The organism is Pseudomonas sp. GM78, from assembly GCF_000282475.1.
Classification (GTDB): Bacteria; Pseudomonadota; Gammaproteobacteria; order Pseudomonadales; family Pseudomonadaceae; genus Aquipseudomonas.
On the sequence record NZ_AKJF01000177.1, the window covers coordinates 15,527 to 28,585 of the forward strand.

Below are 13,059 nucleotides of genomic sequence, written 5' to 3' on the forward strand. Positions count from 1 at the left end.
TGCCGCACTCCTTTAAGGATTCAATATAAAAAAATAGGTAATCAGATGGCTTCGGCCGCCCCACCCCCAAGGATAGACGGCAATTGCAAGGACTCAGCTCAATATGGAGATGGTCCCAAGGTATTTCAAGGCGCGCGGCAGATTGTCGCAATCGAGACTGTCCAACCAGTGTAAATCAGCCCAACTGCGAAGCCAGGTGAACTGGCGCTTCGCCAATTGGCGCGTGGCAATGATTCCACGCTCCTGCATCTCGGCTGACGTCAGCTTGCCATCCAGGTAATCCCAGACTTGGCGGTAGCCCACCGCACGTATAGACGGCAACCCGGTATGCAGGTCACTTCTATTACGCAGGGCTAGGACCTCGTCGATGAATCCCTGTTCCAACATTAAGGTGAATCTTTGTTTAATTCGCTCGTGCAGTACCTGGCGATTCGCCGGAGCAATGGCCAAGTTCGCGACAGTATAGGGCAATTGTTGCCGTCCCGAAGCGGCTGCTTCAGTACTTTGCGCAGATTGTTGCAAGCGAAGCTCAGTCATGCTCTGACCGCTGACACGATAAACTTCCAGCGCTCGACTCAATCGCTGCGGATCGTTCGGATGAATACGTGCCGCGGAAACCGGGTCAATGACCGCCAATTGCTCGTGCAACGCCTGCCAGCCAAGGCGTGCAGCCTCTTCCTCGATCTGCGCGCGGACAGCCGGGTCGGCGGCAGGCATATCCGCAAGCCCTTCGACCAACGCCTTGTAATAGAGCATTGTGCCGCCGACCAGCAGCGGAATCTTGCCCCGCGCAGTGATGTCGGCCATGGCTTGCAGGGCATCGCGACGGAAATCCGCCGCTGAATAAGCTTCGGCCGGATCGAGAATATCGATCAAACGGTGTGGAAACTCTGCCAGCAGTTCTTTTGACGGCTTGGCGGTGCCGATGTCCATGCCGCGGTAGACCAGCGCGGAATCGACGCTGATCAGCTCGCAAGGCAGGACCTTGGTGAGCTCGATGGCCAGGTCGGTCTTGCCGGCGGCGGTCGGGCCCATCAGGAAAATCGCAGGAGGGAACTGGCTCATCAACGACCGCGCAAGAACAGTTTGTCCAGATCGTCCAGGCCCAATTGGGTCCAGGTCGGTCGGCCATGGTTGCATTGACCGCTGCGTTCGGTGTTTTCCATGTCACGCAGCAGACCGTTCATTTCCGGCAGGGCCAGGCGCCGATTGGCCCGGACCGCGCCGTGGCAGGCCATGGTGCCGAGCAGTTCGTTCAGGTGCGCCTGAATCCGGTCGCTGGTGCCATATTCCATCAAGTCGGCCAATACGTCACCCACCAGGCGGTTGGCCTCAGCCTGCTTGAGCAAGGCCGGTATCTGCCGAATGGCCAGGGTTTCCGGGCCGAGGCGCTGCAGCTCGAAGCCCAGGCGCTGGAACCAGGCGACGTGCTCCTCGGCGCAATCGGCTTCACGCTGGCTGAGCGCCAGGGTTTCCGGCACCAGCAGCGGTTGCCCGCTCAAGCCTTCGCTGGCCATTGCGACTTTCAGGCGCTCGTACATGATCCGCTCGTGAGCGGCATGCATGTCCACCAGCACCAGCCCCTGGGCGTTTTCCGAAAGGATGTAGATGCCTTTGAGCTGCGCCAACGCATAGCCCAGCGGCGGGATGTCGTCCTGACCGGCTGGCAGCGCTACCGCGTTGGCCTCGGGCAACGGCGCGAAGAACTCGCGATAAGCGGCCTGTGCCTCGGCAGCTGGAACAGCCGACTGCGGACGCGGGGTGTATTGATACTGGTATCCGGCGCCAGCACCGGAACCAGCCGGCGCATTGAACGAAGGCTGGGCCTGAGGCTGCTCCAGCAGCGCATTGGCCGCCAGGCGCATTTCACCCTGCGGGCCGAATTCACCGGCCTCAAGGCCGGTAGGCCGCACTACGGCTGTCGCAACCGGGGCTGCCAGGTGATCGTCCGGTCGCACATCGCCCAAGGCACGGTGCAAGGTGCCATAAAGGAAATCGTGAACCATGCGCCCTTCACGGAAGCGCACTTCGTGCTTGGTGGGGTGCACGTTGACGTCGACGCCCGTCGGATCGACCTCGAAAAACAGCACGAATGTCGGATGCCGACCATTGAACAGCACGTCGCGATAAGCCTGGCGCACGGCGTGTGCCACCAGCTTGTCGCGCACGGCACGGCCATTGACGAAGAAATACTGCAAGTCCGCCTGGCTGCGGTTGAAGGTCGGCAACCCTACCCAGCCCCACAGATGCAGGCCATTGCGCTCGATTTCGATCGGCAGCGCCTGCTCCAGGAAACCTGGCCCGCAAATGGCCGCCACGCGCCGGGCGCGAGCCGCGTCATCGCGGGCTTCGTGCAGGCTGAGGATGGTCTTGCCGTTATGGCGCAGATGAAAGGCCACGTCGAACCGCGCCAGGGCCAGGCGCCTGATGACTTCCTGCAGGTGATCGAATTCGGTTTTTTCGGTCTTGAGGAACTTGCGGCGTGCCGGGGTATTGAAGAACAGGTCGCGCACTTCGACCGACGTACCCACCGGATGGGCCGCAGGCTGCACCCGTGGAGCCATGTCACGGCCTTCGGTTTCGACTTGCCAGGCCTGCTCGGCATCGCGGGTGCGCGAGGTCAGGGTCAGGCGCGCCACCGAACTGATCGACGCCAGGGCCTCACCGCGAAAGCCCAGGCTCATGACCTGTTCCAGATCTTCCAGGTTGCGGATCTTGCTGGTGGCGTGTCGCGCCAGGGCCAGCGGCAGGTCATCGGCGGAAATGCCGCTGCCATCGTCGCGTACCCGCAGCAACTTGACGCCGCCCTGCTCCACATCGACATCGATGCGCTTGGCGCCGGAATCGAGGCTGTTTTCCAGCAGCTCCTTGATCACCGAAGCCGGGCGCTCAACCACCTCGCCGGCGGCGATCTGGTTCGCCAGCCGCGGGCTGAGCAGCTCGATGCGGGCGCTGTTGTTCACGACCTCGTTCATTCCTTGGCCGCCAGTTCAGTGCCCGGAATGGTCAAATGTTGACCGATCTTGAGCTCATCGCTCGACAGGTTGTTGGCGCTGCGCAGGGTCGCCGGCGACACCTGATAGCGCACCGCGATCATTGCCAGCGTCTCGCCCGGGTTTACCCGATGGTCACGCGGGCCTTGAGCGATTTTTCCGGAATCACGCAGCCAGGCGATGTAAGTGCCCGGTGGCGGATTTTGCTGGAAGAACTGGCGCACGCCGCTGCTGATGGATCGCGCCAGCGCCTGCTGGTGGCTCGATGCAGCAAGCTTGGAGGCTTCGTTGGCGTTGGAGATAAACCCGGTTTCGACCAGGATCGACGGAATGTCCGGCGACTTCAGCACCATGAACCCGGCCTGCTCGACCCGCTGCTTGTGCAGGGGCGTGACCCGGCCAATGTTACTCAGCACTTTCTGGCCGACGTTCAGGCTGGAGGTCAGGGACGCGGTCATCGACAGGTCGAGCAATACGCCGGCCAGCATGCGGTCCTTGTCGTCGAGGCTGACGTTGCCGGCACCACCGATCAGGTCGGAACGGTTTTCACTGTCGGCCAACCAGCGCGCGGTCTCCGAAGTGGCGCCGCGATCGGACAAGGCGAACACCGAGGCACCGAACGCCGCGGCAGAAGGCGCGGCGTCGGCGTGAATCGAGACGAACAGGTCGGCGCCTTTCTTGCGGGCGATTTCCGTACGGCCACGCAGTGGAATGAAGTAGTCGCCGGTGCGGGTCAGTTCCGCACGGAAGCCTTTCATGCCATTGACCTGGCGTTGCGTCTCGCGGGCGATCTGCAGCACCACGTCTTTCTCGCGCTGACCACGGGAGCCGGAGGCGCCCGGGTCTTCACCACCGTGACCGGCATCGATCACCACAACGATGTCGCGCTTGCCGGCCGGGGCCGGAGGCAGCTTGATCGCAGGTTCGGCAGGCGTGACCGGAACGGCCGGCACCGTGGCCACCGATGGCGTCGGTGCTGGCGGCGGTGCGGCATCGGCCGGATTGTCGAACAGATCGACCACCAGGCGATTGCCATACTGGGCGTTGGGCGCCAGGGAGAAGCTTTTTGGTGTCACCGCCTTTTTCAGGTCGATGACCACCCGCAAGTCGGTCGGCGTACGTTGTGCCGAGCGCATCGCGGTGATCGGGGTGTTGGACGAATTGACGTTCAACGGCGCACCGAGGCTCGCGCCATTGATGTCGATGACCAGGCGATCCGGGGACGTCAGCGTAAAGACGCTGTGCTGCACGGGGCCGGTCAGGTCAAACACCAGCCGCGTGTTATCCGGAGCCCGCCACAGGCGAACGCTGTTGACCTTCGTCTCGGCCACAGCGTCGACGGTCACCGCCAGAAACAACACCCCTACGGCAGCAACCAACGCGCGAAAGCGCATACCTAACCCCATCATTTATTTGGATTCCAATGCCAAAGCGGCACACCAGGCCTCGCCACGCGAGCCCCTGGGTAAAATTTTCAGCGAACGCCCGCTGTCTTGCGGGCTAATGGTAATGGTCAGGTCGGGCTTTGGCAAAAAGCCTGCACCTTTATCGGGCCACTCGATCAGGCACAGGGCATCGTCTTCGAAATAGTCGCGGATGCCGAGAAACTCCAGCTCCTCCGGATCGACCAGGCGATACAGGTCGAAATGGAAGGCGCGAACGTCACCGATCTCATAGGGCTCGACCAAGGTGAAGGTCGGGCTTTTGACCGCCCCCACATGCCCCAGGCCACGGATGATACCCCGGGACAAGGTGGTTTTCCCCATGCCGAGATTACCTTCAAGGAAGATCAGGCCATGCCCCTCGGTGATACGGGCGATACGTGCGCCAAAGTCGCTCATGGCCTGCTCATCGGCCAGGTACAGGGTTACTTCAGACACGGTGCTTGCTCCTCCAACAACTGACGAATGGCTGGTATCAGATCACTGGCCGCCAGCCCGCGGCCGAATTTACCTTGGTGTTCACCGGCATTGGCGTGCAGCCAGACCGCCAGGCACGTCGCGTCGAACGCTGCCATGCCCTGTGCCAGCAGCGCACCGACCAGGCCGGCCAGCACGTCGCCCAGCCCGGCGGCGGCCATCGCCGGATGGCCCTGATGGCACACGGCAAGCCGCCCGTCAGGACAGGCGATCAGACTACCGGCACCCTTGAGCACCACCACTGCTGTGTATTTTTTGCTCAACGCATGGGCCGCCGCAGGGCGATCCGCCTGAACCTGGGCCGTGCTGAGCCCCAGCAACCGCGCGGCTTCCCCCGGATGCGGCGTGATCACACACTCCTTGGGCAAGTTCACCCGGCCTTCGGCCAGCAGGTTCAGCGCATCGGCGTCCCAGACTTGCGGCAATGGTGCGTTGGCGGCGGCCGACAACAGGCTGCGCCCCCAGGCACCCTGCCCGAGTCCAGGGCCGACCACCAGTACGGACACCTTTTGAAGCAAATCCATCAGCTGGTTGGCCGACGCAGTGCCCAACGCCATTGCCTCGGGAATCCGGGCCAGCGCAGCGGGCACATGCTCGGGGCGGGTCGCCAGCGACACCATGCCCGCGCCGCTGCGCAATGCACTTTGCGCGCTCAACAGGATCGCCCCGCCCAGCCCACGATCGCCACCGATCAGCAATACGTGGCCGAACTGGCCCTTATGGGAAGCGCCGTTGCGGGCGGCCAGGCACGGCAGGTTGCCGGCCGTCAGGCGCCGGGCGGTAATCGGTGCCCCTTCGATCAGCCGGGGATCGGCATGCAGGTCATTGAACACCCGCTCGCCCACCACATTGGCCGCGTCGCCGGTGAACAACCCCAGCTTCAAGCCGATAAAGGTCACCGTCAGATCGGCTCGCACGGCACAACCGAGGATGCGACCGGTATCGGCGCATAGCCCGGAGGGGATGTCCACCGCCACCACCGGAAGGCCGCTGGCGTTGATCGCCGCAATGACACTGGCGTACGGCTCGCGCACGTCACCGGTCAGGCCGGTACCGAGCAAGGCGTCCAGGACGATGCCACGGTACCCCGATTGCGCGCTCCACACTTCGATCGCAACGTTTTCGGCCACCGCTTCGGCATGGGCCGAAGCCGCATCACCGCGCAGTTGTTGCGGATCGCCCGCCGCCAGCACCCGTACCGTCCAGCCGCCGCGCTTGGCCAGCACGGCGACCAGGTAACCGTCGCCAGCGTTATTGCCGTGACCTGTGACCACCGTCAATTCATTCGCCGCCGGCCAATGTCGGACCAGTGCCCGCCAGGTGGCCCGTGCGGCACGCTGCATCAATTCGAAGCCCGGCGTACCGGCCGCAATCAGGCTCGCATCGAGCCCTCGCACTTGCGCGGCGCTATACAGCGCGTCGGGTAAATCATCTTTAGTGTGCGGCATGCGTCTACGGGCTCCGATGTCTGGCAGAATTATACGCACCTCAGCTCCGGTTTCTCTCGCCTCATGCCCGCTATTACCACAGACCTGCCTGCCCTCGCCCAATCCATCAAGGACTGGGGCCGCGAGCTGGGCTTTCAACAAGTCGGCATCAGCGGCCTGGACCTGGCCGAGCATGAGCAGCACCTGGAACGCTGGCTCGCCGCCGGCTACCACGGCGAAATGGACTACATGGGCGCCCACGGCAGCAAACGCTCGCACCCCGAAGAACTGGTGCCGGGCACCTTGCGCGTGGTGTCGCTGCGCATGGACTACCTGTCAGGCGATACCAGAATGGCGCAATTGCTCGCCCAACCGGAAAAAGCCTACGTCTCGCGTTATGCCTTGGGCCGCGATTACCACAAACTGATCCGCAAACGCGTGCAACATCTGGCGGAAAAAATTCAGGCCGAGATTGGCCCGTTTGGCTATCGCGCGTTCGTCGACAGCGCTCCCGTCCTGGAAAAAGCCATCGCGGAGAAAGCAGGCCTGGGCTGGATCGGCAAAAACACCCTGGTCCTGAATCGCAAGGCCGGCAGCTATTTCTTCCTCGCCGAACTGTTCGTCGACCTGCCGCTGCCGGTGGACCCACCCCATGCCACTGAACACTGCGGCCGCTGCAGCGCTTGCCTCGACATCTGCCCGACCAATGCCTTCGTCGGCCCCTATGTGCTGGACGCCCGGCGCTGCATTTCCTATTTGACCATCGAACTCAAGGGCGCCATCCCCGAAGAGCTACGGCCGCTGATCGGCAATCGGGTGTTCGGTTGCGATGACTGCCAGATCGTCTGCCCGTGGAACCGCTTCGCCCGCCCGTCTGGCGAAAGCGACTTCAAGCCGCGGCACAACCTGGACAACGCCGAACTGGCCGAGCTGTTCATGTGGGACGAGGATAAATTCCTGAGCAGCACCGAAGGTTCGCCCTTGCGCCGGACCGGTTACGAAAACTGGCTGCGCAACCTGGCCGTGGGCTTGGGGAATGCGCCCTCAACGATTCCGGTACTGGAAGCGCTGAAGGCACGACGCGAACATCCGTCCGAATTGGTCCGCGAGCATGTCGAGTGGGCGTTGCAGCAGCACGCCGACCGTCAGGCCTCGTCGTTATAGACGAACTTGGGCATTTCCCAATGGAAGCGGATCGCCAGCAGACGTAGCAGGAAACCGCCGAACAGCGTGATCAGGATCGCCTGCTCCCCAGGCAGATTCAGGTACAGGCAGAGCATGTAGCACCACGCCGCCGCGAAGGAGACGCTGGCGTATAGCTCGCGCCGAAAGATCAGCGGAATATCGTTGCAGAAGATGTCCCGCAGGATGCCGCCAAAAACCCCAGTGATCACACCGCTGACCGACGCGACCAACATGCCATGCCCCATTTCCAGGGCGGTCATGCAGCCGATCAGCGTGAACGCCACCAGGCCGACGGCGTCGAGCACCAGGAACAATGAACGCAGATGGCGCATCCAGCGTGCGGTAAACACCGTGATCATGGCTGCAATGGTGGTCAGCACCAGGTATTCCGGGTGTTTGACCCAGGTCAGCGGGTAGTGGCCGAGCAGCACGTCGCGCACCGAACCGCCGCCCAGCGCCGTGACGCACGCGATCAGCACCACGCCGAACCAGTCCATGCCGCGACGCCCGGCGGACAGGGCACCGGTCATGGCCTCGGCGGTGATGGCGATCAGGTAAAGCATCAGCAACATGGTGGCGATCCTTGCGAAAAGGCGCGCAGTCTACGCACTTCGCCGAAGCACCAAAAGGGGGCAAAGTGTCAGCGTTTATGCCACCCGATCAAACCTTGATGAAATGCTGGCGATAGTGCTGCAGCTCGGCGATCGACTCGCGGATGTCGTCCAGCGCCAGGTGGGTGCTGCCCTTCTTGAAGCTGTCGCGAACGTCCGGCGCCCAGCGAGCGGCCAGCTCCTTGAGGGTCGAAACGTCGAGGTTGCGGTAGTGGAAATAGCTTTCCAGGGATTTCATGTGGGTATAAAGAAAGCGACGATCCTGGCAAATGCTGTTGCCGCAGATCGGCGACTTGCCCTTGGGCACCCACTTCTCCAGGAAGGCGATGGTTTGCGCTTCAGCTTCGGCCATGCTGATGCGGCTCTCGCGCACGCGCTGGGTCAGGCCCGAACCGCCATGTTGACGGGTGTTCCACTCGTCCATGCCGGCGAGGATTTCGTCGCTGTGATGGATCGCGATCACCGGACCTTCGGCCAGGGTGTTCAGGTCGCTGTCGGTGACAATGGTGGCCATTTCGATGATGACATCGGTATCCGGGTTCAGACCGGTCATTTCCAGGTCGATCCAGATCAGGTTCTGCGGGTTTTGCATGTGTCGGCTCCTAGGCAATGCTGCGCAGTTTAGCCTAGGCCGGCGGCCGGGCGTGCTAAACTCGCGGCCGTTTTACCTAATCGCTGCATTATTACTACGGAACACCCATGGCCAAACGCCAACTCAATCGTCGTCAAAACTGGCGCATCGAAAAGATTCAGGGCGAACGCGCTGCCCGCGCCGCCAAACGCGAGTCCTCGGCTGTCGAGGCACTTGAGGGCGGCGACCTGGGCCCGGAACAGCACGGCCTGGTGATCGCGCACTTCGGTGTGCAGGTCGAAGTCGAGGCCCGCGATGGCGAGCTGGCCGGCCAGGTGTTCCGCTGCCACCTGCGTGCCAACCTGCCTGCGCTGGTGACCGGCGACCAGGTGGTCTGGCGTGCTGGCAACCAGGGTATCGGCGTCATCGTGGCGCAATTGCCACGCAATACCGAACTCTGCCGCCCGGACAGCCGTGGCCAGCTCAAACCCGTAGCGGCGAACGTCGACATGATTGTCATCGTGTTCGCGCCGCTGCCTGAGCCCCATGCCAACCTGATCGACCGCTACCTCGTAGCCGCCGAACACGCGGGCATCAAACCGCTGCTGTTGCTGAACAAGTTCGACCTGATCGACGAGCACAACGCCCCGGCGCTGAATGCCTTGCTCGCGGTCTACCGCACCCTGGGTTATCCCGTGCTGGAAGTGTCGGCCCACCACGGTAACGGCATGGAACAACTGCAGAAGCAACTGGACGGGCGCATCAGCGTGTTCGTCGGCCAGTCCGGCGTCGGCAAGTCGTCGCTGGTCAACAGCCTGCTGCCGGAAGTCGAAACCCGCGTCGGCCCGTTATCCGAGCTGTCCGGCCAGGGCACACATACCACCACCACCGCGCGCCTGTTCCACTTCCCCGGTGGCGGCGAGCTGATCGACTCCCCGGGTATTCGCGAATTCGGCCTGGGCCACGTCAGCCGCGCCGATGTCGAGGCCGGTTTCATCGAGTTCAACGACCTGCTCGGCACCTGCCGCTTCCGTGACTGCAAGCACGACCGCGAACCCGGTTGTGCCCTGCTCAAGGCCCTGGAAGATGGCCGCGTGCAACAGCAACGGATGAACAGCTACCGGTCGATCATCGCCAGCCTGCCGGAAAACGGCTACTAAACAGACGTGCCGAGCGCCCTGGCTTCAGCGGGGCGGTCGGCGGCTGGATCCCACCCCCACTTAAACGTCAGAACCTTCTGTAGGACTTGCGTACCCTCGCCTGTAGGGTATTTCTGTTTCGGCGCCGCCCCCTTGTGGCTGCCCTGCAATCGCCTAAGTTCAAACCCTCTTCGCACTCCTGCGACACCGAGGGACACCCATGCAAACCTACCACCTGTTCATCAGCCACTCGTGGAACTACTCCGACGCCCACGACAGTCTCGTGCGCCTGCTCAACGCCAAGCCGGACTTCACGTTCAAGAATTTTTCGGTGCCGCCGGAGAACCCGATTGAAGGCGCGAAAACCGACAAAGAACTTGAGCAGGCCATCGAGAACAAGATCCGGCCGTGCTCGGCGGTATTGATCATGGCCGGGATGTATGCCACCTACAGCAAGTGGATCAACAAGGAAATCGAGATCGCCAAGCGCATGGGCAAGGTGATCATTGCGATCAAGCCGTTCGGTGCCGAGCGCATTTCCACGGTGGTCCGTGACGCGGCACATGCCGAATGCGCGTGGAACACCAACAGCATCATCAACGCGATTCGCCAGCATACGGCGGTGTAACCATGCGCAAGGGACTGTTTATCGGCATCAACGACTACACCCATGTGTCGAGCCTGAGGGGCTGCAGCAACGACGCCATGGCCATGGCCTCGGTGCTGAAGACCGACGCCAACGGCGACCCGAACTTCAAGAACATCGTGCTGACCTCCGCCGAGGACTACCTGGGCCGGGGAAAACTCGAAGACCAGATCCGCGAGCTGTTTTCCGGGGACTGCAATGTCGCCCTGCTGTATTTCGCCGGCCACGGCAGCTTCGACACCGACACCGACGAAGGCATGTTGATCCCGCAGGATTACAAGAGCGCCAAGGACGGGATTCGCCTCAGCGACATTCTGAACTGGGCCAGCAAGGCCACGAAGATCAAGAACAAAGTGATCATTCTCGATTGCTGCCAGAGCGGCTCGGCCGGCGAACTGCGGGCCTTGCGCAGCGAAGGCAGCGTGGTCGGCGAAGGCATGACCATTCTGACCGCCTGCAAAAAGGACGAGCCGGCGCTGGAGGGCGCACAGCACGGTGTGTTCACCGGGTTGTTGCTGCAGGCCCTGCACGGAGGAGCGGCGAACATCCTGGGCAAGATCACCCCTGGCAGCCTGTATGCGTTTGTCGACAACGCGCTCGATGCCTGGGAGCAGCGTCCGGTGTTCAAGACCAACGTCTCGCAGTTCATCTCCCTGCGCGAAGTGTCACCGCTGATCCCCAAGGAAATCCTGCGCAAACTCCCCGAATGGTTTGCCGAGGCGGAGTCGATGTACCCCCTCGCCCCCAGTTTTGAGCCTACCGAACCCGAGTTCAACCCGGAACAGGGCGAGGTCTTCGCCCAGCTGCAAAAGTGCAACCGCCACAGCCTGGTCGAACCGGTGGACGCCGAACACATGTACTACGCCGCCATCCACTCCACGGGCTGTCGCCTCACCGCCCTGGGCGCCTATTACCGCGAACTCGCGATCAAGGGACATTTCTGATGCCAGTGTTTATCAGCTACCGCCACATGGACCGCGCCCACGCGATCCACATCAACACGCGCCTGATACAGGCCAATATCAAGACCTACCTCGACGTACTGGATTCCGAATCCCAGACCACCGACGACATCACTGGCGTGATCACCCGCAACATCAGCGAATGCACGCACCTGCTTGCGGTGGTGTCGGAGAAAACCGCGCTGTCCTGGTGGGTGCCGTTCGAAATCGGCGAAGCGACCATCACCAATCGGCGTATCTGCTCGTTCAAGACCGGCCCGACAGAGCTGCCGCTGTACCTGGACAAATGGCCGAAGTTGACCAGCGAAAAGGATATTGAGTTCTTTATTGATGCTTATCGCAGCGAATCGACGCTCAAGCGTTCGATGTCACTGGAGTCGGTGACGGGCAGCGAGTCGGTGCGTAGCGTCAACAGGACTAACGCCGATCGATTCCATACTGATTTGAAGTCCAGAATTACTCGCGGTTTCTGACGTCATGCCTCTCCCCAATCAGTCCTCTCTACCGATTGGGGTTGGCGATTCACCGCGGTTAACTGAACAAAACGCAGATCGATCATCGTCAGCAAGCCGACGCCTATAAGACTGCGGCGAGTGGAATTTTTGCCGTGTCTAGTCCTGAAAGCGACTCACCATCCCCGATCATTTTCGTGACACCACGAAAATGATCGATCAGCCCTGGTCCAGGACTAGATATCACTTGTGGCCTTTTCCAGCTTCCAGCCCAGGGCGTCCAAGGCATCACAGCCATCCTGAACCAGCATGTGCGCGGCATTGGCGAAATGCTCCAGATCGTGACCTTCGGCGTCTTTTATGCACAGGCAGGTGACGCTGTTGAGCAAATTGCGGGCGGCTTTTAGTCGGTGAACGGCTGTTTCAAGCAGATCGGAAGCGCGGGCTTCAGTGTCGATGTACAGCGTTGGGCCGACGCTGAAGTTGCCTTGGAGCGGGTGGTACTTAGCCATGGGTCAAAACTCCGGATAATTTCGAGAGGTTCATCTTTGTTTCGACCGGCTAAGATCGGTCACCGCGTTGGCAGCAACGACGGAACTATAGGCAGACGCTTGCACGACTGAGAACCCCGGCACGAAATTTCAGATCATTCCTACAACCAGTAAGGAAACGCAAACCCCCTCGAAAGCACCGGCATGACATGGCACGGAATGACGCAGCAGCAAATTTAAATTTTATTCAAGACGAGACAACAGGCAAAAAAGTTCTTCACTGAACCCCGGAAATGCAGATAACGCAAAACCTGGAGGAGCCGGCTTGCTGGCAATGGACTCAAATGCGCCGAGTGGATCCAGACAGCACGCGTTATCGTTAACGACCATCGCGAGCAGGCTCGCTCCTACAGGGGATCAGGTACAGCCGTAAAAGTCAGGCCGCTTCGTTTTGGCTTTTGATTTTCTTGCCCACTTCGAGAGGCTTCGTTCCGGTTCTGCGCAGTGGGTAAACTGGCATGGATGCCGGTTTAGCCGCGCTGGGCGATGTATGGTCCAGCGTGGCGGGCCCTGTAGGAGCGAGCATGCTCGCGAAAAACGCCAGAACAACACGGGCATTCAGATAGCCCTCGTCATCGTTGACGACCATCGCGAGCATGCTCG

13 protein-coding genes and 1 pseudogene are annotated in these 13,059 nt (G+C 61.6%); 5 read left to right on the forward strand and 9 right to left on the reverse strand.

The window, feature by feature from the left end:
- Nucleotides 1-93: 93 nt before the first annotated feature.
- The 5 genes from miaA to PMI35_RS06340 are packed head-to-tail and all read right to left on the reverse strand — an operon-like array spanning nt 94 to nt 6,360.
- A complete protein-coding gene (gene miaA, locus PMI35_RS06360; protein ID WP_008064115.1) occupies nt 94-1,065 on the reverse strand; it encodes a tRNA (adenosine(37)-N6)-dimethylallyltransferase MiaA in 972 nt (323 codons plus the stop codon).
- The gene (mutL, locus tag PMI35_RS06355; RefSeq protein WP_008064117.1) at nt 1,065-2,975 is read right to left on the reverse strand and encodes a DNA mismatch repair endonuclease MutL; all 1,911 of its coding nucleotides are present in this window, start codon (nt 2,973-2,975) and stop codon (nt 1,065-1,067) included. The genes miaA and mutL overlap by 1 nt, the downstream gene beginning before the upstream one ends.
- Entirely contained in the window at nt 2,972-4,402 is a 1,431-nt protein-coding gene (locus PMI35_RS06350; RefSeq protein WP_008064118.1) for an N-acetylmuramoyl-L-alanine amidase, read from the reverse strand. Before PMI35_RS06350 ends, mutL begins: the two co-directional genes overlap by 4 nt.
- Entirely contained in the window at nt 4,403-4,873 is a 471-nt protein-coding gene (tsaE, locus tag PMI35_RS06345) for a tRNA (adenosine(37)-N6)-threonylcarbamoyltransferase complex ATPase subunit type 1 TsaE (RefSeq protein WP_008064119.1), read from the reverse strand.
- Complete coding sequence (locus PMI35_RS06340) at nt 4,861-6,360, reverse strand: bifunctional ADP-dependent NAD(P)H-hydrate dehydratase/NAD(P)H-hydrate epimerase (RefSeq protein WP_008064120.1); 1,500 nt, start codon at nt 6,358-6,360, stop codon at nt 4,861-4,863. The genes tsaE and PMI35_RS06340 overlap by 13 nt, the downstream gene beginning before the upstream one ends.
- Before the next feature lie 63 nt (nt 6,361-6,423).
- Here PMI35_RS06340 and queG point away from each other — a divergent pair, with 63 nt between their 5' ends.
- On the forward strand, nt 6,424-7,503 hold the full coding sequence (queG, locus tag PMI35_RS06335; RefSeq protein ID WP_008064121.1) for a tRNA epoxyqueuosine(34) reductase QueG: 1,080 nt from the start codon (nt 6,424-6,426) through the stop codon (nt 7,501-7,503).
- Here the strand turns inward: queG and PMI35_RS06330 are convergent.
- Nucleotides 7,485-8,096 (reverse strand): trimeric intracellular cation channel family protein, encoded by a 612-nt coding sequence (locus PMI35_RS06330; protein WP_008064122.1) that lies wholly within the window; start codon nt 8,094-8,096, stop codon nt 7,485-7,487. The two genes, queG and PMI35_RS06330, sit on opposite strands and share 19 nt — an antisense overlap.
- Nucleotides 8,097-8,184: 88 nt before the next feature.
- A complete protein-coding gene (gene orn / locus PMI35_RS06325; RefSeq protein WP_008064123.1) occupies nt 8,185-8,727 on the reverse strand; it encodes an oligoribonuclease in 543 nt (180 codons plus the stop codon).
- 107 nt (nt 8,728-8,834) lie between these two features.
- Between orn and rsgA the strand changes: the two genes are divergently transcribed.
- The 4 genes from rsgA (at nt 8,835) to PMI35_RS06305 (ending at nt 11,926) form a co-directional block, all read left to right on the forward strand.
- Entirely contained in the window at nt 8,835-9,866 is a 1,032-nt protein-coding gene (rsgA, locus tag PMI35_RS06320) for a small ribosomal subunit biogenesis GTPase RsgA (RefSeq protein ID WP_008064125.1), read from the forward strand.
- Nucleotides 9,867-10,065: 199 nt separating this feature from the next.
- Nucleotides 10,066-10,473, forward strand: coding sequence for a TIR domain-containing protein (locus tag PMI35_RS06315; protein WP_008064126.1), 408 nt, complete (start codon nt 10,066-10,068; stop codon nt 10,471-10,473).
- 2 nt (nt 10,474-10,475) lie between these two features.
- Nucleotides 10,476-11,435: a caspase family protein gene (locus tag PMI35_RS06310; protein WP_008064128.1), complete on the forward strand. Its 960-nt coding sequence runs from the start codon at nt 10,476-10,478 to the stop codon at nt 11,433-11,435.
- Nucleotides 11,435-11,926, forward strand: a complete 492-nt coding sequence (locus tag PMI35_RS06305; protein ID WP_008064130.1) for a toll/interleukin-1 receptor domain-containing protein — start codon at nt 11,435-11,437, stop codon at nt 11,924-11,926. The genes PMI35_RS06310 and PMI35_RS06305 overlap by 1 nt, the downstream gene beginning before the upstream one ends.
- A gap of 215 nt (nt 11,927-12,141) precedes the next feature.
- Here the strand turns inward: PMI35_RS06305 and PMI35_RS06300 are convergent, their stop codons facing one another.
- Complete coding sequence (locus PMI35_RS06300; protein WP_008064132.1) at nt 12,142-12,417, reverse strand: hypothetical protein; 276 nt, start codon at nt 12,415-12,417, stop codon at nt 12,142-12,144.
- Between the two features lie 415 nt (nt 12,418-12,832).
- Nucleotides 12,833-13,059 (reverse strand): annotated as a pseudogene (locus PMI35_RS35505) (hypothetical protein); the annotation flags it as partial.

Excerpts from the sequence above, each read along its gene's own strand:
- PMI35_RS06350 (WP_008064118.1), bottom strand. The coding sequence starts at position 4,402 with ATGATGGGGTTAGGTATGCGCTTTCGCGCGTTGGTTGCTGCCGTAGGG.
- PMI35_RS06305 (WP_008064130.1), top strand. The coding sequence starts at position 11,435 with ATGCCAGTGTTTATCAGCTACCGCCACATGGACCGCGCCCACGCGATC.
- PMI35_RS06315 (WP_008064126.1), top strand. The coding sequence starts at position 10,066 with ATGCAAACCTACCACCTGTTCATCAGCCACTCGTGGAACTACTCCGAC.
- mutL (WP_008064117.1), bottom strand. The coding sequence starts at position 2,975 with ATGAACGAGGTCGTGAACAACAGCGCCCGCATCGAGCTGCTCAGCCCG.
- PMI35_RS06300 (WP_008064132.1), bottom strand. The coding sequence starts at position 12,417 with ATGGCTAAGTACCACCCGCTCCAAGGCAACTTCAGCGTCGGCCCAACG.
- PMI35_RS06340 (WP_008064120.1), bottom strand. The coding sequence starts at position 6,360 with ATGCCGCACACTAAAGATGATTTACCCGACGCGCTGTATAGCGCCGCG.
- queG (WP_008064121.1), top strand. The coding sequence starts at position 6,424 with ATGCCCGCTATTACCACAGACCTGCCTGCCCTCGCCCAATCCATCAAG.
- orn (WP_008064123.1), bottom strand. The coding sequence starts at position 8,727 with ATGCAAAACCCGCAGAACCTGATCTGGATCGACCTGGAAATGACCGGT.
- PMI35_RS06330 (WP_008064122.1), bottom strand. The coding sequence starts at position 8,096 with ATGTTGCTGATGCTTTACCTGATCGCCATCACCGCCGAGGCCATGACC.
- rsgA (WP_008064125.1), top strand. The coding sequence starts at position 8,835 with ATGGCCAAACGCCAACTCAATCGTCGTCAAAACTGGCGCATCGAAAAG.
- PMI35_RS06310 (WP_008064128.1), top strand. The coding sequence starts at position 10,476 with ATGCGCAAGGGACTGTTTATCGGCATCAACGACTACACCCATGTGTCG.
- miaA (WP_008064115.1), bottom strand. The coding sequence starts at position 1,065 with ATGAGCCAGTTCCCTCCTGCGATTTTCCTGATGGGCCCGACCGCCGCC.